Origin of the sequence: Mesorhizobium ciceri biovar biserrulae WSM1271 (assembly GCF_000185905.1) — a bacterium.
In the GTDB taxonomy this organism is placed as follows: domain Bacteria; phylum Pseudomonadota; class Alphaproteobacteria; order Rhizobiales; family Rhizobiaceae; genus Mesorhizobium; species Mesorhizobium ciceri.
In genome coordinates this window covers 4,778,203-4,803,674 of record NC_014923.1, presented here as the reverse complement: position 1 = coordinate 4,803,674, position 25,472 = coordinate 4,778,203, and the positions used below count along the sequence as shown (strand labels likewise).

24 protein-coding genes are annotated in these 25,472 nt (G+C 62.6%); 13 read left to right on the top strand and 11 right to left on the bottom strand.

The features are described 5' to 3' along the window. The first annotated feature begins 209 nt into the window (after positions 1–209). The 3 genes from MESCI_RS23400 (at position 210) to MESCI_RS23390 (ending at position 3,627) form a co-directional block, all read left to right on the top strand. Positions 210–998 (top strand): GGDEF domain-containing protein, encoded by a 789-nt coding sequence (locus MESCI_RS23400; protein ID WP_013532435.1) that lies wholly within the window; start codon positions 210–212, stop codon positions 996–998. Between the two features lie 287 nt (positions 999–1,285). After that, positions 1,286–2,248, top strand: a complete 963-nt coding sequence (locus MESCI_RS23395; RefSeq protein WP_013532434.1) for a glycosyltransferase family 4 protein — start codon at positions 1,286–1,288, stop codon at positions 2,246–2,248. A gap of 152 nt (positions 2,249–2,400) precedes the next feature. Next, complete coding sequence (locus MESCI_RS23390) at positions 2,401–3,627, top strand: anion transporter (RefSeq protein ID WP_013532433.1); 1,227 nt, start codon at positions 2,401–2,403, stop codon at positions 3,625–3,627. A gap of 76 nt (positions 3,628–3,703) precedes the next feature. On the opposite strand, the gene MESCI_RS23385 is transcribed toward MESCI_RS23390, so the two are convergent. Beyond that, a complete protein-coding gene (locus tag MESCI_RS23385) occupies positions 3,704–4,291 on the bottom strand; it encodes a TetR/AcrR family transcriptional regulator (protein ID WP_024505017.1) in 588 nt (195 codons plus the stop codon). Between the two features lie 88 nt (positions 4,292–4,379). Between MESCI_RS23385 and MESCI_RS23380 the strand changes: the two genes are divergently transcribed. Beyond that, complete coding sequence (locus MESCI_RS23380) at positions 4,380–5,210, top strand: crotonase/enoyl-CoA hydratase family protein (RefSeq protein ID WP_013532431.1); 831 nt, start codon at positions 4,380–4,382, stop codon at positions 5,208–5,210. Between the two features lie 111 nt (positions 5,211–5,321). Here the strand turns inward: MESCI_RS23380 and MESCI_RS23375 are convergent, their stop codons facing one another. The 5 genes from MESCI_RS23375 to MESCI_RS23355 form a co-directional block, all read right to left on the bottom strand. Continuing rightward, entirely contained in the window at positions 5,322–5,630 is a 309-nt protein-coding gene (locus MESCI_RS23375; protein WP_013532430.1) for a cupredoxin domain-containing protein, read from the bottom strand. An 11-nt stretch (positions 5,631–5,641) separates the two neighbouring features. Continuing rightward, positions 5,642–6,166, bottom strand: coding sequence for a DUF4142 domain-containing protein (locus MESCI_RS23370; RefSeq protein ID WP_013532429.1), 525 nt, complete (start codon positions 6,164–6,166; stop codon positions 5,642–5,644). A 117-nt stretch (positions 6,167–6,283) separates the two neighbouring features. Then, the gene (locus MESCI_RS23365) at positions 6,284–6,958 is read right to left on the bottom strand and encodes an RNA polymerase sigma factor (protein WP_013532428.1); all 675 of its coding nucleotides are present in this window, start codon (positions 6,956–6,958) and stop codon (positions 6,284–6,286) included. 132 nt (positions 6,959–7,090) lie between these two features. Continuing rightward, the gene (locus MESCI_RS23360; protein ID WP_013532427.1) at positions 7,091–8,152 is read right to left on the bottom strand and encodes an HPP family protein; all 1,062 of its coding nucleotides are present in this window, start codon (positions 8,150–8,152) and stop codon (positions 7,091–7,093) included. A gap of 130 nt (positions 8,153–8,282) precedes the next feature. Next, positions 8,283–9,464: a cystathionine beta-lyase gene (locus MESCI_RS23355; RefSeq protein ID WP_013532426.1), complete on the bottom strand. Its 1,182-nt coding sequence runs from the start codon at positions 9,462–9,464 to the stop codon at positions 8,283–8,285. A gap of 455 nt (positions 9,465–9,919) precedes the next feature. Here MESCI_RS23355 and MESCI_RS23350 point away from each other — a divergent pair, with 455 nt between their 5' ends. The 7 genes from MESCI_RS23350 (at position 9,920) to MESCI_RS23320 (ending at position 16,945) form a co-directional block, all read left to right on the top strand. Next, the gene (locus tag MESCI_RS23350; protein ID WP_013532425.1) at positions 9,920–10,555 is read left to right on the top strand and encodes a DUF1326 domain-containing protein; all 636 of its coding nucleotides are present in this window, start codon (positions 9,920–9,922) and stop codon (positions 10,553–10,555) included. 9 nt (positions 10,556–10,564) lie between these two features. Then, on the top strand, positions 10,565–11,440 hold the full coding sequence (locus MESCI_RS23345) for a DUF2182 domain-containing protein (protein WP_013532424.1): 876 nt from the start codon (positions 10,565–10,567) through the stop codon (positions 11,438–11,440). A gap of 443 nt (positions 11,441–11,883) precedes the next feature. Beyond that, the gene (locus MESCI_RS23340) at positions 11,884–12,912 is read left to right on the top strand and encodes an amino acid ABC transporter substrate-binding protein (RefSeq protein ID WP_013532423.1); all 1,029 of its coding nucleotides are present in this window, start codon (positions 11,884–11,886) and stop codon (positions 12,910–12,912) included. A gap of 63 nt (positions 12,913–12,975) precedes the next feature. Then, positions 12,976–14,163: an amino acid ABC transporter permease gene (locus MESCI_RS23335; RefSeq protein WP_013532422.1), complete on the top strand. Its 1,188-nt coding sequence runs from the start codon at positions 12,976–12,978 to the stop codon at positions 14,161–14,163. A 9-nt stretch (positions 14,164–14,172) separates the two neighbouring features. Beyond that, a complete protein-coding gene (locus MESCI_RS23330; protein WP_013532421.1) occupies positions 14,173–15,330 on the top strand; it encodes an amino acid ABC transporter permease in 1,158 nt (385 codons plus the stop codon). Between the two features lie 85 nt (positions 15,331–15,415). Beyond that, positions 15,416–16,165 (top strand): amino acid ABC transporter ATP-binding protein, encoded by a 750-nt coding sequence (locus MESCI_RS23325; protein WP_031213892.1) that lies wholly within the window; start codon positions 15,416–15,418, stop codon positions 16,163–16,165. Positions 16,166–16,276: 111 nt separating this feature from the next. After that, a complete protein-coding gene (locus MESCI_RS23320) occupies positions 16,277–16,945 on the top strand; it encodes a TIGR02117 family protein (protein WP_013532419.1) in 669 nt (222 codons plus the stop codon). 74 nt (positions 16,946–17,019) lie between these two features. On the opposite strand, the gene MESCI_RS23315 is transcribed toward MESCI_RS23320, so the two are convergent. Beyond that, complete coding sequence (locus MESCI_RS23315) at positions 17,020–18,261, bottom strand: FAD-dependent monooxygenase (protein WP_013532418.1); 1,242 nt, start codon at positions 18,259–18,261, stop codon at positions 17,020–17,022. A gap of 19 nt (positions 18,262–18,280) precedes the next feature. After that, on the bottom strand, positions 18,281–18,526 hold the full coding sequence (locus MESCI_RS23310) for a zinc-finger domain-containing protein (RefSeq protein ID WP_013532417.1): 246 nt from the start codon (positions 18,524–18,526) through the stop codon (positions 18,281–18,283). A gap of 211 nt (positions 18,527–18,737) precedes the next feature. On the opposite strand from MESCI_RS23310, the gene MESCI_RS23305 reads away from it, so the two are divergent. Together MESCI_RS23305 and ppx are read left to right on the top strand one after the other, a co-directional pair. After that, on the top strand, positions 18,738–20,939 hold the full coding sequence (locus MESCI_RS23305) for an RNA degradosome polyphosphate kinase (protein WP_013532416.1): 2,202 nt from the start codon (positions 18,738–18,740) through the stop codon (positions 20,937–20,939). Further along, positions 20,939–22,474 carry an exopolyphosphatase gene (ppx, locus tag MESCI_RS23300; protein ID WP_013532415.1) on the top strand — a complete coding sequence of 512 codons (1,536 nt, stop codon included), beginning with the start codon at positions 20,939–20,941 and terminating at the stop codon, positions 22,472–22,474. Before MESCI_RS23305 ends, ppx begins: the two co-directional genes overlap by 1 nt. 285 nt (positions 22,475–22,759) lie before the next feature. Here ppx and MESCI_RS23295 read toward each other — a convergent pair whose 3' ends face one another. The 3 genes from MESCI_RS23295 to fumC form a co-directional block, all read right to left on the bottom strand. Then, positions 22,760–23,164 (bottom strand): DoxX family protein, encoded by a 405-nt coding sequence (locus MESCI_RS23295; RefSeq protein ID WP_013532414.1) that lies wholly within the window; start codon positions 23,162–23,164, stop codon positions 22,760–22,762. Positions 23,165–23,321: 157 nt separating this feature from the next. Beyond that, a complete protein-coding gene (locus MESCI_RS23290) occupies positions 23,322–23,741 on the bottom strand; it encodes a DoxX family protein (RefSeq protein ID WP_013532413.1) in 420 nt (139 codons plus the stop codon). 235 nt (positions 23,742–23,976) lie between these two features. Beyond that, a complete protein-coding gene (gene fumC / locus MESCI_RS23285) occupies positions 23,977–25,374 on the bottom strand; it encodes a class II fumarate hydratase (RefSeq protein ID WP_013532412.1) in 1,398 nt (465 codons plus the stop codon). Between the last annotated feature and the right edge of the window lie 98 nt (positions 25,375–25,472).

The following is a 25,472-nucleotide window of genomic DNA, read 5'->3' as shown; positions in this document are numbered from 1 at the left end:
ATTGGCCCACGCCTTCACACTTTGAAACAGGATGGCTGCTTTCCAGCGGCCGTCCTGTGGCGTCTGCCCAAGCGTCTGTCGCAAGTCATAGGCAGGGGCTGGTTGGCCGGTGGATTTGATTCCGCCGCCGACATCGAATTGGAGGGAAAGTCTTATCAATTTGTTTGGGTTGGTGCGTCATAGTAGCGACGGCTAACGGAGTGGACGCGATGAAGCTCGATCTGTCGCCGACGAGCTGGGGCAGGGTGATCGCTGTCACGGCAGTCGGTACGGCATTCTTCATTGCCGTGGCGTTCTTCGTCGATTCCTTCAATTTTCCCTATCTTTCGCCCGAGGCCGTGTGGCGGGCGCAGATGACCGACCTGATGCTGCCTTTGGTGCTGGGCGGCTCGTTTCTGTTTTTCCTGATGTGGAAGATTCGCCAGCTGGCCATCGCGCAGCGCGATCTCAGCGTCATCGCCGCGACCGACAGCCTGACGGCGGTGCTGAACCGTGGCGCCTTCTCGATGCTGGTCGAAGCCTATCTCGAGCAGACCCGCAAGCAGGAGCAGACCCGTTCGGGGGCGCTGCTGATCATCGACGCCGACCACTTCAAGTCGATCAATGACCGCCTGGGCCATGATTGCGGCGATCAGGCCCTCAAACTGATAGCGCAGGCGATCAAGGGGCAACTGCGTGGCAGCGATATCGTCGGCCGCATCGGCGGCGAAGAATTCGGCGTGTTTCTGCCCGGCGTGGATCCCTCGCAATCCTGGGTGGTTGCCGAAAGCATCCGCCGGCGTATCAGGGAGATGGAATTCTCACCCGGCGGCAGGCCTTGTCCGCTTTCCGTCAGCATCGGCGGCACAAGCTTTACCGGCCCGATCACCTATGAGGAAATTTTCTCCGCTGCCGACAGAAGGCTTTACACGGCCAAGTCGAACGGACGCGATCAAGTCAGCTTCGATCCGGCCGGAACGTCTCCGGCGCCTGCGCCCGGCGTCGCCACCGTGCATTGATGGCAGAAACTTGCAGAAGGCTGATCGGGAAGCTCTCGAAACAGACGCTCCTTCTATGTTTCCAAATGCTTATAATCAGCCGCAAGGAATCCGATCCTTACGGATAGCATGCCGGCTCGATGGGCCATGGACTGCAACCGCTTGCCGGTATACTCCCCCGCGTTGGCGATTTTCGTTGTCGGCAGAAACGGTTTTGACTCTGAGTTTCCAAGCGTTCCGGCCGACAGCGATCATGATTTTTGATGCTGGCGAACATATGCGGAAACGGTCAGGTAAACACAGCTATTATGATCCATTTGTTCAACGGCTTTCAGGACCCCTTCGGTGGCAGTGACCTTGAAGCTCTGGAACTGTACCGGTTGTTGAGTGTCGATTCCGAGGTGCATCTGTGGGCAACCTCCTCCAGCGTGTCCGGCGAGTTGATGCGGAATTTCCCGATTCGCCGCGTCTCGCTGTCGAAGTGGGATGTACCGAATGGCGGTACCTACGTCTTTCTCGGCTCTCATTGGCGCAACAAGATATGGCCTTACCTGATCCCGCGGCCGCGCCGGCTGATCTATGTCTTCAATACCTTTCACCCGAAAATCATCTCGCTGACGAGACGCATGCCCCGCATGCTGAACTGGCCCGACGCCGAACTGGTGCTGATTTCCGATTTTCAGAGACGGATGCTCCAAGTCGATGGCACCGTGCATCCGTCTCCGATCGATATCGAACGTTTTTCACCACGGCGTCTGGGTTCGGATCGTCCCTTCACCGTCGGACGCTTGAGCCGCGATGGGCCGGGCAAACATCATCCCGATGACATACCCCTCTACAAGACATTGCTGGCCGAAGGTACAGCCTTGCGGATACAGGGAGGGATAGGGCTCAAGGACAGCCTCATGCCGCATCCGCAACTCGAACTGTTCCCACCCGGCCAATTTTCCGCCGAAGAGTTTCTGCAGACGCTCGACGTGTTTTATTATCGCACCGGTTGGCATATGGAAACCTTCGGTCGCGTGGTGTTCGAGGCGATGGCCTGCGGGTTGCCCGTGGTCTGCCATTCATATGGCGGTTATTCCGACCATATCAGGCATGGCGAAAACGGTTTCTTGTTCGAAACGACGCAGCAGGCGGCGCGCATCCTGGCCGATCTCAAAGCCGACCCGGCGCTGCGGGCGGCAGTGGGCCTCAAGGCACGGCAGACCGTCGAGCAGACCTATTCTTCCCAAGCTGTGCGACAGAGGCTGGATTTCTACCTGCGTTAGCTGCACGTCATCCTTTGGGCCATGGGACATCCTTGGCGCAACAACATGCCCGCTGTCATCGATCTCGACATCGCGCTAAAGCAGGCACGCAAAGCGGACGAATGGGGCCGACAGCCAGCGGCGTGCCACAGACTGGGCAGGACTTCTTATCGATGACTTTGATGGGCGCGGCGGCACTGCTGATCCTGATCCTGACTTACGCCGGTGTCGCCATTGGCCGCATCCCCGGCCTGCGCCTCGACCGGGCAGGGATCGCGCTTCTCGGCGGGGCCGCGATGATCGCCATCGGCGCGCTCAGCATGGAGGATGCGTACCGGGCGATCAATTTCGATACCATCACGCTTCTGCTCGGCATGATGATTGTGGTGGCGCATTTAAAAGTGTCGGGCGCCTTTCGTGGCCTTGGCGCCGTCGCCATCGAGCACGCGCATGCGCCCTTCATGCTCTTGGTGATGGTGACGCTGCTGACCGGCGTGTTGTCCGCCTTCCTGGTCAACGACGCCATCTGTCTCGTCATGGCGCCGATCGTCGTCCACGTCACCCGTGTGATCAAGCGCAACCCGATCCCCTATCTGATCGCCACCGCCACCGCGTCGAATTGCGGCAGCGTCGCAACCATCACCGGCAATCCCCAAAACATGGTCATCGGTGCACTGTCGGGCATTTCCTATCCGGCCTTTTCGGCAGCGCTGGCTCCGGTCGCCCTGTTCGGCCTCGTCGCGGTCGTTGTCATCATCCGCATTGTCTTCCGGGCCGAATTCGCCCGCACCGTCCAACTGACGCCCGAGGTCTCGCGTGGCCGCATGCACAAGGGGCAGGTGCTGAAGGCGGTGGTGGTCTGCATCGGGCTGGCAATTGCCTTCTTCGCCGGCGTGCCCGTCGCCAAGGCAGCACTCATCGGCGGCGCCATCCTCTTGCTCACCCGGGCCATCAAGCCGGAGCGCATCTACCGCGAGATCGACGGTCCGCTGCTGTTCATGTTCGCCGGTCTGTTCGTTGTCGTCGCCGGCGCTGAAAAGACGCTTCTTTCGCCCGACATGATCGCTTCGGCCAGGAACCTCGGGCTGGACGACGTCTGGCGCTTGTCCGGCTTCACCGCGGTGCTTTCCAACATCATGAGCAATGTTCCGGCCGTGCTGGCGCTGCGGCCCTTCATACCCGGCCTCGAAAACCCCGAGCGCGCCTGGCTGGTCGTCGCCATGAGCTCGACGCTGGCCGGCAATTTCACGCTGCTGGGTTCGGTCGCCAACCTGATCGTCGCCGAACAGGCGCGGGCCGCCGGCACGACGCTGTCGTTCGGCGCTTTTTTCAAGGTCGGCTTGCCTTTGACGCTGATAACGCTGGCCGCCGGCACCGCATGGCTGGCTTTCGGTTTCTAATGCATGTCGCCCAAAAGTGGCCCCGGTTTTGGGCCAACGACATGCATAAAACCAAAGGCTTAAAGCGCGTCGCGCTTTAGACCTGACTGCCTGAAAGTCGCGCCCGCACCAGCGTCGCCGCGGCGCGTCCGGCCGCTTCGATGTAATCGGGGTTGCGGTGGATCAGCATGATCGAAAAGCAGCCGTCGATCAAAAGCACGATCTCGCGCCCCAGGGTTTGCGGCTCCGCGACGCCATGGTCCGACAGGGCGCCGGCCAGCCATGTTTCGAAATTCAGCTTGTGCCGCGCGCCCACCTTGACCGCCGGATGTCCGGGCATCGAGGCGAGTTCGGCGGCCGTGCGCAGGAAGCCGCATCCTTTCCATTTCGGGTGGCGAGCGGACCTCGCCAGATTGGTGAAGATCGCCTCGACCTTGCGATCCGCGCCGCCTTCGGCAGCCTCGAACCAGCCGGCCATCCGCTTCAGATTGGGTTGGTCGCGGCCGTCGAGATAGGCGGCGATCAGGTCGTCCTTGCTCTTGAAATGGTAGTAGAGCGTGCGCTTGGTGAGACCCGCTTCCTCGGCAACGGCATCGACGCTGACACGACCGATTCCTTCTGCATAGAAGAGCCTGGTCGCGGCATCGACAATGCGTTTGCGGGTAGGGCTCTGCGTGTCGGGCATAAGCCTATGTATACCGACTAGTGAATATACACAAGCGACAAAGGGCATAGTCTTCCTTCCATCAGCATGATGGAGAAGGAACAGCCAAATGACAGATCTTGTCCTTAGCGAAACCCGGGATGGGATTGCCATCCTCACCCTCAACCGGCCGGAGAAACTCAACGCGCTGAACTATGCCCTGATCGACCGCCTGCTTGCGGTCCTTGACGACATGGAAGTCGATGACGGCGTCCGAGCGGTCATTCTGACCGGAGCAGGGGAGCGGGCGTTTTCGGCGGGGGGCGACATTCACGAGTTCTCGGCCAGCGTGGCGCTTGGCGTCGGTGTCGCGATGCGGGATTTCGTCATGCGCGGGCAGCGGCTGACGGCGAGGCTGGAAGCCTACCGCAAGCCCATCATCGCCGCCGTCAACGGCATTGCCTTTGGTGGCGGCTGCGAAATCACCGAGGCCGTACCGCTCGCTATCGCCAGTGACCGCGCTTTGTTCGCCAAGCCGGAAATCAACCTCGCAATGCCGCCGACCTTTGGTGGAACCCAGCGCTTGCCGAGGCTCGCGGGGCGCAAGCGGGCGCTCGAACTGCTGTTGACCGGCGACTGGTTTGCGCCGCCGCGGGCGCTTGAACTGGGTCTCGTCAACGAGGTTGTGCCGCATGCCGAGTTGATGCCGGCGGCATTTGATCTGGCCAGGCGTATCCTGCGGCACTCCGATCTGGCGATTGCCGGCATCCTCACGGCAGTGGCGCGCGGCCTCAACCAGAGCATCGCCGAAGGTTTGCTGGTCGAGGCCGAGCAGTTTGCCCGCGTGGCCCCGACCGCTGATCTGCGCGAAGGGCTGAATGCCTGGATTGCACGCCGCGAGCCGGGCTATGACGGCTCGTGGACACATATCGCGCGTCCCGACGAGGCCAGGCGAGCCTGAAGCGGGTCGCTGGAATTCCTCAGGCGACCCGCTTCAGGTCTTTGTTTTTATGCGTGTCGTTCTCCCAAAACCGAGGTTACTTTTGGGCGACATGCACTCGTCGGAGCTGGATCAGGGCGCCACCACCAAACGGCCCTTCATGTTGGGGTGAAAGCGGCAGAAGTAGTCGACCGGTCCCGCCGTCTTCAAAGTCAGGCTTGCGGATTTCTTCGGCGGGATCATCACTTCCCAGCCGCCTTTCACGGTTGCCGTGTGGGCGAACACATCCTTGTTCACCCACTCGATCGTGTCGCCGACCTTTGCCTCGACGGTGGCCGGAGAGAACACCAGCCTGTCGATGGTGACCTGGATGGTTTCGGCTTGCGCCGGCACGATCCCGACGGCGAGCGTCAACGCAATCCACAGATGGTGGTTCTGCATGCTCCCGGTCCTTACTTGAGCATGCCGGCGACGTGTTCGGCGTGCTGCTCATGGCCCTGGAATATCTTCAAGCCGGTTTCCAGCAGGCTTTTCAGCTCGGCATTCTGCGCCGACGGGATCAAAAGGGTTTCGAGCGCGCCGTTGACCTGCTTGTGATAGGCGACCTCATTGTCGACATAGGCCTTGTCGAAGGCAGCGCCGTGGAGTTTGGCGAGCTTGGCCCGCTCCTCCGTCGCAGCTTTGGTCAGCGCCTTGCTGGTGGGGTTGTCTTCCGGGGTGACCTTGAGCTTCTTGACCAGGTCGAGCGCCTGAACATTTACAGCCTCGTGATCGCGGACCATATCCTTGGCGAAATCGACAACCTCCTTGTTCTTCGATTTGTCGATGGCCAGCTTGGCCGCTTCGATGTCGATGACCCCGGCCGTGTAGGCGATATGGGCGATCTGCGGATCGGTCGGCTTGTCGGCGGCTTGTGCGAACGGCGCGGTGCCGAGCAGCAGCAGGGCGGCGAGCGCAGCAGTGTGTCGGATAGACATGGCATCTCCTTCGCCGGGACGCTGAAATCGTCCCGGACAGTGTTTTTCGGTTGACGGTCATTGGATGCTGGTCAGCGGCAAACGTTCCCGCTGAAATGAACTGAAATCCGCTGAGGCTCAGCTTTCCAGCCCGAGCCGTCGCATCACGGCGCTGGTCAGTCGTTCGCAACGCCGGCCGGCGAAGGGGAAGGCGTCGAGCAGCACCGGCCCGATCTGGTCGTCCAGCGCCTTGCGGACAAGGGCGCGGGCGCGGTGCAGCCTTGTCTTGACGGTTTGCGGCCGCACGCCGAGGAGGTCGGCGGTCTCTTCGATGCTCAGCCCCTCGATCACCCGCGCCACGAACACCGTCCGGTAGACGTCGGGAAGGCTGTCGGTGGCCTGTTCGACCAGTTGGAGGATCTGCCGTTGCGCCATTGTCCGTTCCGGATCGTCGCTGGGATTGAGGGGAAACCGGATGATCTCGGCTTGCGGATTTTCCGGCAGCGCCACCGTTTTGCGTCTTTTGCGCAGCCGGCCGAGCGCCTCGTTGATGACGATGCGCGATAGCCATGTGGCGAGCGAGGAGTCGCCGCGAAACGCATCGAGATGGGCGAAGGCCTTGACGTATGCCTCCTGCACGATGTCCTCGGCCTCGCTGTCATTGCGCACGACGCCGCGCGCGATCCGGTAAAGCCGCTGATTGTGTGTCTTGATGATGGTGCGGAAGGCGTCGCCGTCGCGCGCCAGCGCGCGGTGCACAAGCTGCATCTCGCCTGGCACAGCGGAAGGCACGGCCGTCAACACAGCAGGCATGGCAAGTTTCCTCAACCCAATCTCCGAACCAGGATCTCGATTGGGAGATTGGACGCTGTCGCCGGCAAAAGGTTCCCGAAGATTTTCTGCCGGGTCCGGCGGCCGCTACACTACAGTGCGAGCGAAGGCTTGTCAGGCAGCCTGCAGGCGCGCCGTGGCCGCCAACAGATCGGTCTGGGTGATCAGCCCGAGAATCCGCTTGTCGTCGTCGACGATGATGACCGCATGGCTGCGGCCGTCGGTGAGGACGGGCAGCAGACCCATGGCGGCGACGCCGGCGGCGGCTGTTGCCGCGGGCGTTAAGACGGATCCAACCGTCCCCGAGGCCTGGGTGAGTTCGCGCAACCCCACCGTGCCTGCCAGCCTGGCTTCCGCATTGACGACCGGCAAGGTGCGGATGTTGTGGTCAAGCAGCAATTGGCGCGCCGCCTCGGTGGAGGTGTGAGCATCGACCGAGATCACATCGCGCGACATGATGTCCTCGCACAGAAGGGTCTTGTGCGCGCGCACCATCGCCTGCAATTCGACCTGCCGCAGCAGCCGGTCGAGATCGTTGCGATCGATATCGAACGTCTCGTCGAGTGCGCCAAGCGCGGCATCGATGTCTTCCGACCGAAAGCCCACGCGCAGCTGCGCCGGCAGATCGCCGGTGCCGTGGCTGTTTGCCGGCGCCGCAACCGGCACATGCGGATAATTGCGCCGGGCCAGCCTGTGGAAGCCGTAGCCGAGCGCCACCAGCAGGATCGAGTTCAGCGCCACCGGCACGAATGGAAACAGGAAGCCGGCGCTGATCACGGCAGGCCCTCCCAGCACCGCGGTCAGCGCGGCCGCTCCGCCCGGCGGATGCAGGCAGCGCGTGAACGACATGGCGGCGATGGCCAGTGCCACCGCGATGCCGCTGGCAAGGGCGGTTTCGTGGATGAAATGCGCCACGATCACGCCGACCAGTGCCGATATCGTGTTGCCGCCGATGATCGACCATGGCTGTGCCAGCGGACTGGCGGGCACGGCGAACAGCAGCACCGCCGACGCCCCCATCGGCGCCACCAGCAGCGGCACGTGCGGGCCGTTGCCGAGCACAAGGCTGGCGATCACACCGGTGAGTGCAATGCCGATCGTCGCGCCGATACAGGCGACGAGACGCTCGCGCAGCGTCGCGCCGGCAAGAATGGGAACAAAAAGGCGGAAAGCCATGGGGTCGAAAACTCTGCCGATATTCCAGGGGAAGTCGAAAATGTGCTGATCGCACCGCAATGACGCGGCATCGTTGAATTTGAAAGCCAAACTGATCCGGGAAACTGCAATTTGAGGGAATAGAATTCCGCTACGCAGCCGCCGCCGCGGTCAGGCCGCGCGAAATGTCGGCCTTCAGGTCGTCGACGTCCTCGAGGCCGATCTGCAGGCGGATCAATGGACCCTCATAGGGGGCCTTCGCGACAACGCGGTCGCCGAGCCAGACCGGCACGGCAAGGCTCTCATAGCCGCCCCAGGAATAGCCGAGGCCGAAGATTTGCAGCGCGTCGAGAAAGGCGTGCTGCTGCTTTTGTCCGCCGCCGGCAAGCACGATGGAAAAGATGCCGCTCGATCCGGAGAAGTCCCGCTTCCACAGTTCGTGGTCCGGGTGGCTGGGCAGGGCCGGGTGGAGCACGCGCGCCACGCCCTTCTGGCCTTCGAGCCAGGAGGCGATGGCAAGCGTGCTGCGCTGATGGTGTTCAAGGCGCACGCCCATGCTGCGCAGGCCGCGCAGCACCTGGTAGACGTCGTCGGGCCCGGCGCAGCAGCCAAGCGTGCAGAAGCTTTCATAAAGATGCGTCCAGCAGCTCTCATTGGCCGACACCGTGCCAAGCAGCACGTCGGAATGGCCGGCCGGGTATTTGGTCGCCGCATGGATCGAGATGTCGACACCGTGGTCGAGGGGGCGGAAATACAGTGGCGTCGCCCAGGTATTGTCCATCATGACGATGGCGCCCGCGGCGTGCGCCGCCTTGGCGATGGCTGGGATGTCCTGCACCTCGAAGGTGTTGGAGGCCGGTGATTCCGTGAACACCACCTTGGTGTTGGGCTTGATCAACGCCGCGATGCCGGCGCCGACATGGGGGGCGTAGTACTCGACCTCGACGCCCAGCCGCTTCAGCATCGTGTCGGCGAAGTTGCGGGTCGGATGATAGACGGTATCGACGATCAGCAGATGGTCGCCGGCCGACACGAAGGCGAGCAGCGGTACCGTCACCGCCGCAAGGCCCGACGGCACCAGGATCGTGCCTGCCGAACCTTCCAGCGCGTCTATGGCGTGGGCGAGCGCATCGGTCGTCGGCGTGCCGCGCGTGCCGTAAGTGTATTTCTGGGTGCGAGCCGCCATTGACGCCGCGTCGCGAAAAAGCACGGTCGAGGCATGCACCACCGGCGGATTGACGAAGCCGAAATAGTCGTGCGGATTGTTGCCCGAATGGGCAAGCCGCGTGTTGATGCCCATCCCGCCGCTAAAGTGCTCGCCGTCTTTCGCCATTCTGCGTCGCCTTGTTTGACAAGCCGCTAGCCATAGTGCGGCGGCATGGACCGTGCAACAGCCACCGTCCGCCAGGAGATGGACTTCGAATATGCCAATTCGTCGCGGCAAAAACAGCGATGCGGGGACAGGATATCAAAACGAAAAACCCGCCTGTGCGGCGGGTCATCGGCGCAAATCAGCACCATGGACGAAAATGTATCATAGCTGAGGGCAGGCTGTCAAGAAAAAATTCCTATCGCGAAAAGGCGGTCTTTGATTGACCTGCGTTCGGAGCCCTCATCTCCGCCGATCGGCTATTGTGGGCGGCTGCGGAAGGTATATGATTGTCGGCTAATATTAATCGCCGGATTGCTTCGATCAGATGCTGCCGGATGGTTGCTGCCGGTTGACCTCTGGTCCTCCACGATCCGGATCGCGCTCACCAAGCGTGAGCGCGGCAAGGGAGGAATGCCATGCCGGACGTCAAATGGGCCATGAAGGCGCGCGAATTCATCAACTGCAACTGCGCCTATGGCTGCCCGTGCCAGTTCAACGCCATGCCGACATACGGGTTCTGCCAGGCGGTCGCCGGCATGGAAATCGAAAGCGGCCATCACGGCGACACCAAGCTCGACGGATTGCGGTTCGTCGGGATTTTCAGCTGGCCCGGCGCCATACACCAGGGCGGGGGCGAAGCCGCGGTGATCATCGACGAGAGGGCGACGGAAGCCCAACGTGGCGCGCTGCTTCGCATATTGGGCGGTCTGGATACCGAACCGGGTGCAACGATATTCCAGGTCTTTTCGACCACGCTGGAGAAGTTCCACGACCCGATCTTTGCGCCGATCGAATTCAACATCGACGTCGACGCGCGAACCAGTCAGCTGCATGTCGAGGGTATAACCGACGGTCGTGGCGAGCCGATCCGGAATCCGGTCACCGGCGCTGCCCACCAGGCGCGCATCGACCTGCCGCACGGCTTCGAATACGCGATCGCCGAGGTCGGGCGCGGCTGGACAAAGGCGACGGGCCCGATCAAGTTCGAGCTGGCCGATACGCACAGCCATTTCGCCAATCTGCATCTCACGCAGAGCGGCATCGTGCATTGACCTGATCCAATGGGCGACACGGCCCTCGAGGCGGTGCTGCGGCGCGATCGCGCGGTCGTGATGGCCGCGCTCGTGGTGATTGCCGTGCTCGCCTGGGCCTATGTGCTGTGGCTCGCCACCGACATGGTCATGCCCGGCTCCGCCTTGCCGGACAGCGGAGGCGGTGACATGGCCGGAATGGACATGTCGAATATGGACGGGTCGAACATGGGTATGGGCGGCATGGATATGGGCGCCGCCGTGGCGCCAGGCATCCGGGCCTGGGCATTGGCCGATTTCGCTTTCACCTTCACGATGTGGGCGGTGATGATGGTCGGCATGATGACGCCTTCGGTCGCACCGATGTTGCTGCTCTATGCCGGTGTCGGCCGCAAGGCGCGGGCGGATGGCAGGCCCATCGCTTCGACGGGATGGTTTTTTGCCGGCTACCTCGCCGTCTGGGCCGTCTTCAGCCTCGTGGCGACCGGTGCGCAATGGCTGCTCGCCCGTCTTGCCTTGCTCGACCCCTCGATGGCGACCGGCAGCGCGGTCCTCGGCGGCCTCGTCCTGATCGCCGCCGGTCTCTATCAATGGACGCCGATGAAGGGCGTCTGCCTGCGCCAATGTCAGGCCCCGATCGCGTTCCTGGCCGGCCATGGCGGATTCCGCTCCGCTCCGCTCGGCGCGCTCCGGCTGGGCATCGATCACGGCGCCTACTGTCTGGGGTGCTGCTGGGCGCTGATGGCTCTGCTGTTCGTCGGTGGCGTCATGAACGTGCTGTGGATCGCCGGCATCGCCATCCTCGTCCTGCTGGAGAAGACGGTGCCGACCGGGCAGCTGATTCCGCGCGTTTCAGGCGCGTTGATGGCTGGCATCGGGACCTGGATCGTCTTTCAAGCCTCTTGAGAACAGTCTTCGTCTGCGACCTGTATTGGACTGCAGCCGCCAGTAAATCGTCAGAAGACAATCTTGGGACATGGTAGTTCGCCCCACGCGGAGGTCAACAACCACGAGGTATTTGCCCGGGATGGATTTCGCTGCCGCGGCCGGTATCGGCCCCGCGTTGGCGTTGCATCAGCTTTGCCGCCTTTATTGGCCCCTGCTGACTAATTCGCGGGCGTGTTTGTCTGTAAATCAGGCATTTACGGCAATCGGTTTTCAAACTCTTCGGGTTTGGGTCATTTCCCTTGACCTCACAGGAATTATCGCCTTCGATGACATTTGTGAATGGGAGGCGGCGCGTCGGTTACGATGCGGGGTTTCGGGATGGGCCGGGATGAAGCCGCGTTCACACGGGAGAAAAAAATCAGGATTTACTCCTGAAAAACAGAGAAAAGGGTCTGTGGGTCATGAAACACATTGCTATCGGCATTCTAGGCGCCGCCACGCTTGGATTGATGGCGTCCGCCGCGTCGGCGGCCACGCTCGACACCGTCAAGGCGAAGGGCTTCATCCAGTGCGGCGTCTCCACCGGCCTGGCCGGCTTTTCGGCGCCGGACGACAAGGGTGACTGGCAAGGCATCGATGCGGATTTCTGCCGCGCTGTCGCGGCCGCCGTCTTCGGTGACGGCTCCAGGGTCAAGTTCACGCCGCTCAGCGCCAAGGAGCGGTTTACCGCGCTGCAGTCGGGCGAGATCGACATCCTGTCGCGCAACACCACCTGGACCATCAACCGCGATACGGCACTCGGCCTGAATTTCATCGGCGTCACCTATTATGACGGCCAGGGTTTCATGATCAACGCCAAGAAGCTGCCGGGTGTCAATTCGGCATTGCAGCTCTCGGGCGCAGCCGTCTGCGTGCAGAGCGGCACCACCACCGAGCTGAACCTCGCCGACTACTTCAAGGCCAACAAGATGGAGTACAATCCCGTCGTCTTCGAAAAGCTGGAAGAGGTCAACGCCGCCTATGATGCCGGCCGCTGCGACGTCTACACCACCGATCAGTCGGGCCTCTATGGCATACGCCTGACGCTGGGATCGCCGGCCGACCATGTCGTGCTGCCCGAGATCATCTCCAAGGAGCCGCTCGGACCTGCCGTTCGCCAGGGCGACGACCAGTGGTACCACATCGTCAAATGGACCTATTTTGCGCTGCTGCAGGCTGAAGAGCTCGGCATCACCAAGGCCAATGTCGATGAGATGAAGAACTCGGCCAGCCCCGAGATCAAGCGCGTTCTCGGCCAGGAAGCCGACACCAAGATCGGTACCGATCTCGGCGTCTCCAATGACTGGGTGGTCAACATCGTCAAGGCCGTCGGCAATTATGGCGAAATGTTCGAGCGCAATGTCGGCTCGGGCAGCCCGCTGAAGATCGCGCGCGGCATCAACGCGCTGTGGACCAAGGGCGGCCTGCAATACGCGCCGCCGATCCGCTGATCGAAATGTGATCCGGGAGGCAGATCATCTGCCTCCCGGTTTCTCTTTCCAGGGGACGGTCGAATGGCATCGCAGGACGTACTTCGCGAGGAGCCCAGCCGCGGCTCCTTCATCAACGATCCGAAAATCCGGGGCATATTCTTCCAGGTGCTGGTCGTCGTGCTGCTGGTGGCGGGCGTCTGGTGGATTGCCCACAACGTCATCGACAACCTGACGCGGTTGCGCATCGCTTCAGGCTTCGGCTTCCTCAAGGGCCGCGCCGGCTTCGATATCAGCGAGAGCGCGATCGCCTATTCGTCGGATTCGACCTATGGCCGCGCCATTCTGGTCGGCCTCCTCAACACGGTCATCGTCGCCATCGTCGGCATCATCACCGCGACAATCATCGGCTTCGTCATCGGCATCGGCCGGCTCTCGAAGAACTGGCTGATCAGGAAGATCTGCACCGTCTATGTCGAGGTCTTCCGCAACATCCCGCCGCTGCTGGTCATCTTCTTCTGGTATTCCGGCGTGCTGGCCGTGCTGCCGGCGCCACGCGACAGCATCAATTTGCCGTTCGGCTCCTTTCTCAACCAGCGCGGTTTCTATTTTCCACGCGCCGTATGGGGCGACGGTTCATGGCTGATTTTCGTCGCCCTGCTCGTCGGCATCGCCATGGCGTGGTTCGTCGCGCGCAAGGCGCGGCAACGGCAGATGGCGACCGGCCAGCAATTTCCGGTGTTTTGGACATCCGCGGCGCTGATCGTCGGGCTGCCGCTGCTCGCCTATGCGCTGAGCGGCTTTCCCCTGAGCTTCGATTACCCCAAGCAGTCGACTTTCAACCTGACCGGCGGCTTTCAGGTCCGGCCGGAGTTCCTGTCGCTTTATCTGGCGCTGTCCTGCTATACCGCCGCCTTCATCGCCGAGATCGTGCGTGCCGGCATCAGGGGTGTCAGCGCGGGCCAGACGGAAGCCGCCGGAGCGTTGGGATTGCGTTCCGGATCGATCCTGCGGCTGGTCGTCGTGCCGCAGGCCATGCGCATCGTCATTCCGCCGCTGACCAGCCAGTATCTCAACCTGACCAAGAACTCGTCGCTGGCCATCGCCATCGGCTATCCGGACCTGACGGCGACCGCCGGGACAGTGCTGAACCAGACCGGCCAGGCCGTCGAGGGCGTGGTGATCATGATGGTGATCTATCTCGCCATCAGCCTTCTGACCTCGCTTGTGATGAACTGGTTCAACGCCAAGATGGCGCTGGTGGAGAGGTGAGGTAAGGACATGCAAGAACATGATATGTCCTGGGTGCGCACCGAAATGGTGCTGGCGCAGCCGGCGCCCGCCAGCGTCACCGGCCTCGGCGCATGGGTGCGCAAGAACCTGATCGCGTCTACCGGCGACACGATTTTGACAATCGTCGGCATCGCCCTGGTGGCGATGATCCTGCCGCAAATCATCAATTGGGCGTTCATCAACGCCGTGTGGACGGGGCCGGACCGGACCGTATGCGCCACGGTGGCGCAAGGCGGCATCCAGCCGGATGGCTGGACCGGCGCCTGCTGGGCTTTCGTCAATGCCAAGTTCGGCCAGTTCATGCTCGGCCGCTATCCCATCGAGGAGCGCTGGCGGCCGATCCTGGTCGCCATCCTGTTCGTGGCGCTGCTGGTGCCGATGCTGATGCCGAAGGTGCCACGCAAAGGGCTGAATGCGGTTCTGCTGTTCTTCGTGCTGCCGATCGTCGCCTTCGTCCTGCTGGTCGGCGGCATGTTCGGCCTGCCGCATGTCGAGACCTCGCTTTGGGGCGGGCTCTTGGTAACGCTCAGCCTGTCCTTCGTCGGCATTGCCGTGTCGCTGCCGCTCGGCATCGTGCTGGCGCTCGGCCGCCGTTCCAAGATGCCGATCATCAAGACGCTGTGCGTCGTCTTCATCGAGACGGTGCGCGGCATCCCGCTGATCACCGTGCTGTTCTTCGCCAGCGTCATGCTGCCGCTGTTCCTGCCGGAGGGCGTTTCGTTCGACAAGTTCCTGCGCGCTTTGATCGGCGTGTCGCTGTTTGCCGCCGCCTATATGGCCGAAGTGGTGCGCGGCGGCCTGCAGGCGATCCCCAAGGGCCAATATGAAGGTGCCGATTCGCTCGGCCTCGGCTATTGGCAGAAGATGTATTTCATCGTCATGCCGCAGGCGCTCAAATTGGTCATCCCGGGCATCGTCAACACCTTCATCGGCATGTTCAAGGACACCAGCCTGGTCATCATCATCTCGATGTTCGACCTGCTCGGCATCGTCAAACAGAATTTTTCCGATGCAAACTGGGCAACCGCGCAGACGGCGAGGTCCGGCCTGATCTTCGCCGCCTTCGTCTTCTGGCTGTTCTGCTTCGGCATGTCGCGCTATTCAATGTACACCGAACGCCGGCTCGACACCGGCCACAAACGCTAAACATAAACAAAAGAACAAGGGGATCCCTCTCATGGCCACCGAAAATGCCGTCAGCGCCGAAGAGATCAAGGTCAACGCCGCCAAGATGCAGATTTCGACGACCGATGTCGCCATCGACATCATCGCCATGCACAAATGGTATGGCGAGTTCCATGTGCTGAAGGACATCAACCTGAAAGTGATGCGCGGCGAGCGCATCGTCATCTGCGGCCCCTCCGGCTCCGGCAAATCGACCATGATCCGCTGCATCAACCGCCTGGAGGAGCACCAGAAGGGCAAGATCATCGTCGACGGTAAGGAATTGACCAACGATCTCAAGAAGATCGACGAGGTGCGCCGCGAGGTCGGCATGGTGTTCCAGCACTTCAACCTGTTCCCGCATCTGACCATCCTGGAGAACTGCACGCTGGCGCCGATCTGGGTGCGCAAGACGCCGAAGAAGCAGGCCGAGGAAATCGCCATGCATTTCCTCAAGCGCGTCAAGATCCCGGAACAGGCCAACAAATATCCCGGCCAGCTTTCCGGCGGCCAGCAGCAGCGTGTGGCGATTGCCCGCTCGCTGTGCATGAACCCGCGCATCATGCTGTTCGACGAGCCGACCTCGGCGCTTGATCCGGAGATGATCAAGGAAGTGCTGGAGACCATGGTTGGCCTTGCCGAAGAAGGCATGACCATGCTGTGCGTCACCCACGAGATGGGTTTTGCCCGCAAGGTCGCCAACCGGGTGATCTTCATGGACCAGGGCCAGATCGTCGAGCAGAACACGCCGGCCGAGTTCTTCGACCACCCGCGCCATGAGCGCACGAAGCTGTTCCTGTCGCAGATCCTGCACTAGGCTTTCGATGTTTGCGAGGAGCCCGGCTGAAACACTGCCGGGCTCTTTTGCGTATGGCATAACAGGCGACCGTTCCTGTCGCGCTGGAGCGCTTTTGCAGAGCCGCTTTTCATGAAGAGACTGGGACGTTTTCTAGGCCTTCTGTTGATTGTCGTCGCTCTCGCCGTGACGACGGGCACCCTCGTGCCGCGGCCGCTGTGGCCGGCGGCCGCCGCCATGCCCGCCGCGACGCGCCACATCCTGGTGCTGAACAATCCGATCCACACCGATATCGCCATCCCGGTCGACGATGCCGTGCGCCAGCGTTTCCACTTCCTGGTCGACGCCGGCATACCGGCCGACAGGCCGGAGGTCCGCTACATCGTCTTCGGCTGGGGCGGTCGCGCCTTCTACCTGGAGACGCCGACATGGTCCGAGCTGAAGGCGGTACCGGTGATGAAGGCACTGACCCTCGACGCGTCGGTCATGCATGTCGATGTCGCCGGTGACATCCTCGAACCGCCCCCTGACATCGCGGGGTTCGACATCACAGAGGACCGGTTCGCGGCGTTGCTCGATTTCATCGATGCGAGTTTCCAGCGCGGACCGGAAGGCCCGATCCTCGTTCCGGACGCGGCCTATTCCAGGTTCGACGGCTTCTACGAAGCCAACGGCCATTTCAACGCACTGATCGGCTGCAACACCTGGACGGCGGCCGCCTTGCGCACCGCAGGCCTGCGCACCGGCTGGTGGAACCCGCTGCCTGTATCGCTCGGGCTATCGATGCGGCTGTATAATTAGCGTGGGCATTCCGCGAATTGGCGAGTGTCGCGTTCCTTCACACCCCCCTCTGTCCCGCCAACCTTTCGCAGGTTTCAGCTTTCGTCAGCCTCCGGTGCCCGCCAGCCATAGAGCCAGTCCAAATCCGCCGCGAGTTTTTCCGACGAGCGCATTTTCAGGAACACGTTGCGCGCAATCGCCACCGGCCCTGCGGCATGCCAGGCCAGCCGGTTGACAGCGCCGCGTCGGGCGACCTGCGCGACACGCGGCCGCCGTGACTGTTCCCAAACCGCAAGCGCGGCCAGCGGGTTCGTAGGGGAGGCGTAGACGGCGTCGGCAAGCGTCGCTGCATCCTCGATCGCCATGGCCGCACCTTGCGCCGCGAATGGGGTCATCGCATGCGCGGCGTCGCCGATCAGCGCCATGCCGTTCGGTGTTGTCCAGGGCTGTTGCGGGTCGACAGTGTGGATCGGCCACGCGGTCCACGGGCCGGCCTGCTCGACCAGACGGGCAAGTTCTGCCGCAGTGCCGGCAAGAGCTCGGGTCAGGATCCCGGCGTCGGCGTTGCCGGACCAGCCCTCGGCAATGCGGTCGCCCCTGGTGAAGGCCGCGAGATTGAAGGCCGCACCCTTGCTGACGGGATAGGCCACCATATGGAAGCCGGGATGCAGGAAGGTGGTGACGCAGTCCCTGGCGCCGATGGCGGCAAAGCTCTGCCCCGCGGCGCTATCGGCTGCGATGGTCGCGCGCCAGGCCAGTTCGCCGGAGAAATGGTTTCTTGGCGAAGCCGACCCCTTGGCCGAGTCGACAAGTGGGCGCACCGATGACCAGACGCCATCGGCCCCGACCAGCAGGAAGCCCTCCGCCTCGATGGTCTTGCCGTCGATCTCGGCCGTCGCCGTGATGCCATGCGGGCCGGAGGCAACGTCGCCGATGCGCGCGCCGGTGGTGAGATGGATATCCGGCACCTCGGCAACGCGCGCGGTCAATGCGCTCTGCAGATCGGCCCTGTGCGCGACGAGATAGGGTGCTTGCCAGCGGGTTTCGGCGGCTTGCCCCAGCGGCACGCGCGCCAGTTCGCGCAAGGTCGCGGCCTTCTTCAACACCACGGCTTGCGGCCGCACCGCTGCCGGCAGCAGCCGGTCGAGCACGCCAAGCTGGCGAAGGATGCGCGTCGCGTTTGGAGAGAGCTGGATGCCGGCGCCGGCAGCTTCCAGGCGCTGCGCCTGTTCGAACACCCGAACCGCGTAGCCGCGCGAGGCGAATGCAAGGGCTGCGGTCAATCCGGCGACACCGGCCCCGGCGACGACAATTTGCCGGGAACGCGTGTCGTTCATCGGGCTGGTCGCGAAAGTCTCAGGCGGCCTGTTCGATGTAGATGCATCCGGCCGGCAGCGTTTCCGTCGCCTTCAGCTTCGGCGAATAGCGGTAGAGCGTCGAGCAATAGGGACAGACTTTTTCATTGTCGTCGCCCATGTCCAGAAACACATGCGGGTGGTCGAAAGGCGGATTGGCGCCCGTGCACATGAATTCCTTCACGCCGATGTCGATTGCCGGATAGCCCGCATCGTTCTGAAAATGGGGAATGGAACCGCCTGCCATCGTCGTCTCCTTAACGCAGTCTCGTCTGCATCTGGATCATATCAGGCCTCTTTGCAAGTTCGATGAAATCAAACTGTCGCAAAAGCCTGTCAGAGGATAAGTTAAGCCGGTTAACCCATGGCCCGAAAACCGATTTCGGTTTCCGGGAGGGACCATGGGTCGCTAGAGTGACTGGCTAGCCGGCTTGAGCGGGTGTGGAAGAGCGGGAATCATGAACGAACTGAAGCCGGTGCAGAACGAATTCGTGGATGTCGAGGTGGCTCGCCCGGAAGGCGGCAACCCGGACCGGTTTGTCAACCGCGAGTTTTCCTGGCTGCAGTTCAACCGGCGCGTTCTCGAGGAGTCGCTGAACCTCAATCATCCGCTGCTGGAGCGCGTCCGCTTCCTGTCGATCTCGGCCGCCAATCTCGACGAGTTCTTCATGGTCCGAGTCGCCGGTCTTGCCGGCCAGGTGCGCGAGGGCATCACGCTGAAGAGCCCCGACGGCCGCACCCCCGAACAGCAGCTCGAACAGCTGCTGCGTGAGGTCGAGCGGCTGCAGGAAGACCAGCAGAAGAGCCTTTCGGCGCTCACCGTGCTGCTCAACAAGGAAGGCATCGAGAGCATCACCCGCGATGCGCTGACCAAGGACGAGAAAATCTGGCTGGAAGACCATTTCCAGGAACAGGTTTTCCCGGTGCTGACCCCGCTGTCGATCGACCCGGCGCATCCGTTCCCGTTCATCCCCAATCTCGGCTTCTCGATGGCGCTGCAATTGCGCCATCGCAAGAATGGCGAGGAGATGAGCGCGCTGCTGCGCCTGCCGGTGGCGCTGAAGCGCTTCATCCGTCTGCCGGACCGCAAGCATCATGTCCGCTTCATCCCGCTGGAAGAGGCTGTCGGCCTCTATATCGGCAAGCTCTTCCCCGGCTACGAGGTCAAGGGCTCCGGCACGTTCCGCATCATCCGTGACAGCGATATCGAGGTCGAGGAGGAGTCCGAGGACCTCGTGCGCCTGTTCGAAACGGCGCTGAAGCGGCGTCGGCGCGGATCGGTGATCCGCATCGAATTCGACAGGCTGATGCCTGGCGAATTGCGCGATTTCGTCGCCGGCGAGCTTGGCGTGTCGTCCAGCCGCATCAGCGTCTTGACCGGTCCATTGGCGCTCAGCCAGATTTCCGAGATCGTCGCCGTTCCCCGCGACGACCTGAAATTCACGCCCTACAATCCGCGTTTTCCCGAGCGCATCCGCGAGCATGGCGGCGATTGTTTCGCCGCCATCCGCGAGAAGGACATCGTCGTCCATCACCCTTACGAATCCTTCGATGTGGTGGTGCAGTTCCTGCGCCAGGCAATGGCCGATCCGGAGGTGGTGGCGATCAAGCAGACGCTTTACCGCACCTCCAACGACAGCCCGATCGTGCGCGCGCTGGTCGACGCGGCCGAGGCCGGCAAGTCGGTCACCGCGCTGGTCGAGCTCAAGGCGCGTTTCGACGAGGAAGCCAACATCCGCTGGGCGCGCGACCTGGAGCGGGCCGGCGTGCAGGTGGTGTTCGGATTTCTCGAACTGAAGACACATGCGAAAATGTCGCTGGTGGTGCGGCGCGAGGACGGCAAGCTGCGCAATTACGTGCACCTCGGCACCGGCAACTACCATCCGGTCACCGCACGCATCTACACCGACCTGTCCTTCTTCACCACAGATCCGACGATTGCCCGCGATGTCGCCCAGCTGTTCAATTTCATCACCGGCTATGCCGAGCCGACGGACGAAATGCGGTTGGCGATCTCGCCGTTCACGCTGAGAAGCCGCATCCTGAAGCACATTGCCGACGAGATTGCCTACGCGGTGCAAGGCAAACCGGCGCGCATCTGGATGAAGATGAACGCCCTCGTCGATCCGATCATCATCGACGCGCTCTACGATGCCAGCCGCGCCGGCGTCGAGATCGACCTTGTCGTGCGCGGCATCTGCTGCCTGCGGCCGCAGGTTCCGGGCCTGTCGGAAAACATCCGCGTAAAATCGATCGTCGGCCGTTTTCTCGAGCACAGCCGCATCTATTGTTTCGGCAATGGTTTCGGCCTGCCGTCGGACGAGGCGATCGTCTACATCTCCTCGGCCGACCTGATGCCGCGCAATCTCGACCGCCGCGTCGAAACCATGGTGCCGATCACCAATCCAACTGTGCATGAACAGATCCTTGGCCAGATCATGCTGGGCAACATTATGGACAATCAGCAAAGTTTCGACGTATTGGCTGATGGAACCTCCCGGCGCGTCGTGCTGGAGGAGGGCGAGGAACCGTTCAACGCGCAGGAATATTTCATGACCAATCCGAGCCTGTCGGGACGGGGTGACGCGCTGAAGTCGCATGCGCCCAAGCGCATCGCGCAGTTCAAGCGCCGCAAGAAGAACGCTGCAGCGTCCGGCTGATGCTGTCTGATTCTCAGGGCCGGCTGCAGGACCGCCGACCGCTGTCCATCATCGACATCGGATCGAACTCGATCCGTCTCGTCGTCTATGAGGGGCTGGCGCGCTCGCCGACCATGCTGTTCAACGAAAAGATGCTGGCCGGTCTCGGCCGCGGCATCGTTTCGACGGGCAAGCTCGACCCCGAGGCGGTAACGCGCTCGATGGAAGAGTTCCGCCGCTTTCGTGCGCTTTCCGACCAGGCGGGCGCCGAGCAGATGTATGTGCTGGCGACCGCGGCGGCCCGCGAGGCGGTCAACGGCCCCGATTTCATCCACCGCGCCGAGGATGTGCTGAAGACCGAGATCCGAGTGATCAGCGGTCGTCAGGAAGCGTACTATTCCGCGCTCGGCGTCATTTCCGGTTTCCATCCGGCCGATGGCATCGCCGGCGATCTGGGCGGCGGCAGCCTCGAACTGGTCGATGTCAGCGGCGAGGCGATCGGCGACGGCATCACGCTGCCGCTGGGCGGCCTGCGCCTGCAGGACATGGCGAAGAACTCGCTGACCCAGGCGGCCAGGATCGCGCGTGACGAACTGGCGAAGGCCAAGCTGTTGAAAGGCGGGCAGGGCAGGCCCTTCTACGCCGTCGGCGGCACCTGGCGAAATCTTGCCCGGCTGCACATGGAAATGACCAACTATCCGCTTGGCGTCATGCACCATTACGAGATATCGGCCGAAAGCGCGGCGAACTTCCTCAAGCAGGTGGCCAAGGCCGAGATCGAGAAGGTCAAGGGCATCGAAGGCGTTTCGAAGAACCGCCGTTCGCTGCTGCCCTATGGCGCCATCGTGCTGCAGGAGATCATGGCGGCGATGCAGCCGTCGAAGATCATCGTCTCGGCGCTTGGCGTGCGCGAAGGCTTTCTCTATTCGCTGCTCGACGAGGCCGAGCGGAAGGCCGATCCGCTGATTTCGGCCTCGGAGGAACTCGCCCGCCTGCGCTCGCGCTCCGTCACCCATGCGCATGAACTTGTCGACTGGACCGCCAAGACCTTTGCCGCCTTCGGCATCGACGAGACCGAGGACGAGGCGCGCTACCGCCACGCGGCCGCATTGCTGGCGGACATCGGCTGGCGCGCGCATCCCGAATACCGCGGCAAGCAATCGCTCAACATCATTGCGCACGCGTCCTTCTTCGGCGTCGACCATCCTGGCCGTGCTTTCCTGGCGATGGCCAACGCCTATCGTCACGACGGCATCTTCAACGAAGCCATCGCCCCCGAGATCAAGGCTCTGGCATCGCCGCGTTATCTGGAGCGCGCCCGCGTCCTCGCCGCGATGATGCGCGTCGTCTACCTGCTGACGGCGTCGATGCCCGGCATCATGCCCAGGCTGAAATGGGAACAGCGCGCCAACGGCGTGCTGGCGCTGGTCTTGCCGGCATCGCTGGCCGATCTCTATGGCGAGCGGCCGGCCGGGCGCCTGGCGCAGCTGGCCAGGATCACCAACCGCCGGCTGGTGCTGGCCGTCGAGGGTGGCCCCAGCATGTCAGTGAAATAAGGCGCTAGCTGCTAGCAGACCCGTGTCTTATCTGACTTAAGCGGAGACCTGCCGGTCGTACTTCGCCGGCGGCTTCGCCTTTGATGACCGGCTTCCCCCAATCCGTCGCTGCTTTGCAGCGCCACCTTTCCCCCCTCCGGAGGGAAAGGAAGGGAGCCTCGTTGGAAGAGCGTTGGCGGCAATAGGCTCGCGGCCTTCCTCTACCCCGTCGATCAGGGGAGAGGTGACTCGACGAAGCCGAGACGGAGTGGGGTCGATCAGCTCGGGCCCATCTACGCAAAAATATCAAACCGCGCCGCGCCCGTCGATCGACCATGCGCCGGCGCCGGCCATCGCCAGCGCTACAAACCCACCTGATATCGCAATGTCCTTCATCAGCATCTGCTGGTGCAGGAAGGCGAGCATCGCGTCGCCGCCGCCCTGGCCATAATGGCCGATGAAGCCGGCGACGATACAGAAGGCAGCGAGCAGAAGCGCTATGATCCGGGTCTGGAAACCGACCAGGATGAGCAGCCCGGCGATCAGTTCGAACAGTCCCGTGCCCCAGGCAGCAAGTGTCGGCAGCGGCAGGCCGAGGCCGGCGAAATAGCCTGTGGTGCCGGCGATGTCGCTCAATGCATGGAAACCGGAAGGCACGAACAGGGCGGCGAGCAGCAGCCGGGAGAGCAGGAGCAGCGCGTTGCGGGGCATGTTCACCTCCGTTGTCGGCCGCCGGCCGGCCTCGTCCCGATAGCCCCGATCCTATCAGAAACTCCGGCCGACAGATCGGCGGTCATGCACCAACAACGAAAAAGCGGCGCGGAAAATTCCGCGCCGCTTTCTTGTTCGGCTATTGCCGGGTCTTGGCTCAGCCGCGCTTGGCGTCGATCGAATAGGCACCGGCGCCCGAGGAAGCCAGCACGAGGAAGCCGCCCGCAATGGCGAGGTTCTTGAGAAACTGGATCATCTGCATCTGGTCGGCCCAACCGGTATGGGCGACCAAACCGGTAGCGACCGTGAAGACCGCCAGCACCCAGGCGACAATCCGGGTCTTGAAGCCGACGAGGATGGCGAGGCCGCCGAGAAGCTCGATCAGGCCGACGACGGTGGCCGTTACGGTCGGCAAGGGCAGGCCGAGGCTGCCGAAATAGCCCGCTGTTCCGCTAATGGCGGTGAGCTTGCCGAAACCTGAAAGCAGGAAGATGACCGCGAGCAGGACGCGGCCGAGGAGGATGGTGGTCGAGGCATTGGATGCGCCGGAACCGGCGACTGAAATGTTGGTGGACATGGTGGCTCTCCGGGATGGGTTGATGCCGGGGAGATAGAGCAAACCGACTGTTCACCAAAGCCACCAGACTGGCGACACATTGTTCACAGTACTTACGTTTCCGTGATCGGGCGGCCTGCGCAAAATTCGCTTCGGGTGAGGTCGTGACGGGAGTAAATTCTCCCCTCACGAAATACCGGGCTTTTGGTTGACGCAATTCCGGACCGAAAACCGCAGACACTTTTCCTGGAATTGCCTACCCCGGATGCGTCATATCCTCCGGCCGCACCAGCCGGTCGTAATCGGCTTCGCTGACCAGCCCGGTGGCGAGCGCTTCCTCGCGCAAAGTGGTGCCCTTCTTGTGCGCGGTCTTGGCGATCTTGGCGGCATTGTCGTAGCCGATGGTCGGCGCCAGCGCCGTCACCAGCATCAGCGAGCGGTCGAGTGCCGCCTTGATGTTGTCTTCGCGGGCCTCGATGCCGACGACGCAATTGTCGGTGAAGGAGACCGAGGCGTCGCAGAGCAACTTCACCGACTGCAGGAAGTTGTAGGCCATCAGCGGATTGTAGACATTGAGCTCGAAATGACCCTGGCTGCCGGCGAAGGTGAGCGCCGCATTGTTGCCGAACACCTGTACGCAGACCTGCGTCAGCGCCTCGCACTGGGTCGGGTTGACCTTGCCCGGCATGATCGACGAGCCCGGTTCGTTTTCCGGCAGCGACAGTTCGCCGAGGCCCGAGCGCGGGCCTGAGCCGAGGAAGCGGATGTCGTTGGCGATCTTGAATAGCGCGGCGGCCGCCGCGTTGATGGCGCCGTGCGAAAACACCATGGAATCATGGGCCGCCAGCGCCTCGAACTTGTTCGGCGCGGTGACGAAGGCGATGCCGGTGATGGAGGCGATGCGATCCGCGACCCTTTCGGCGAAGCCGACCGGCGCGTTGAGGCCGGTGCCGACGGCGGTGCCGCCCTGCGCCAGTTCCTGCAAGCCGGGCAACGTCAGCTCGATGCGCTTGATCGACGAAGCGACCTGCGCGGCATAGCCCGAAAATTCCTGGCCAAGCGTAAGGGGGGTGGCATCCTGCGTGTGCGTGCGGCCGATCTTGATGATGTGATTGAACTCTCTGCTCTTGGCGGCGAGTGCCTTGTGCAGGTGCTTCAGTGCCGGCAACAGATCGTGCACGATGCGTTCGGCGCAGGCGATGTGCATGGCTGTCGGATAGGTGTCGTTCGACGATTGGCTCATATTGACGTGATCGTTGGGATGCACCGGCTTCTTGGAGCCCATGACACCGCCCAGCATCTCAATCGCCCGGTTGGAGATCACCTCATTGGCGTTCATGTTGGACTGGGTGCCCGAACCGGTCTGCCAGACCACCAGCGGGAAATGCTCATCGAGCTTGCCGTCGATGACCTCTTGCGCTGCCTCGACAATCGTCTTGCCGATCGCCGGATCGAGCCGCTTGAGCTCCATGTTGGCTTCGGCCGCCGCCCGCTTGACGATGCCCAATGCGCGCACGATCGACGCCGGCTGCTTTTCCCAGCCGATCTTGAAATTGCCGAGCGAACGCTGCGCCTGCGCGCCCCAATACCGGTCGGCGGCGACTTCGATGGGACCGAACGTGTCGGTTTCGGTTCTGGTCTTTGCAGCGGTCACGGGTCTCTCCTTGTCGAAGTCGGCAACGGCGTATCGCGTTGCACAAACGGCTTCAAGCGGAGAATGCGGGCGGCGAGGATGCAAATCGGTTGAAGGCG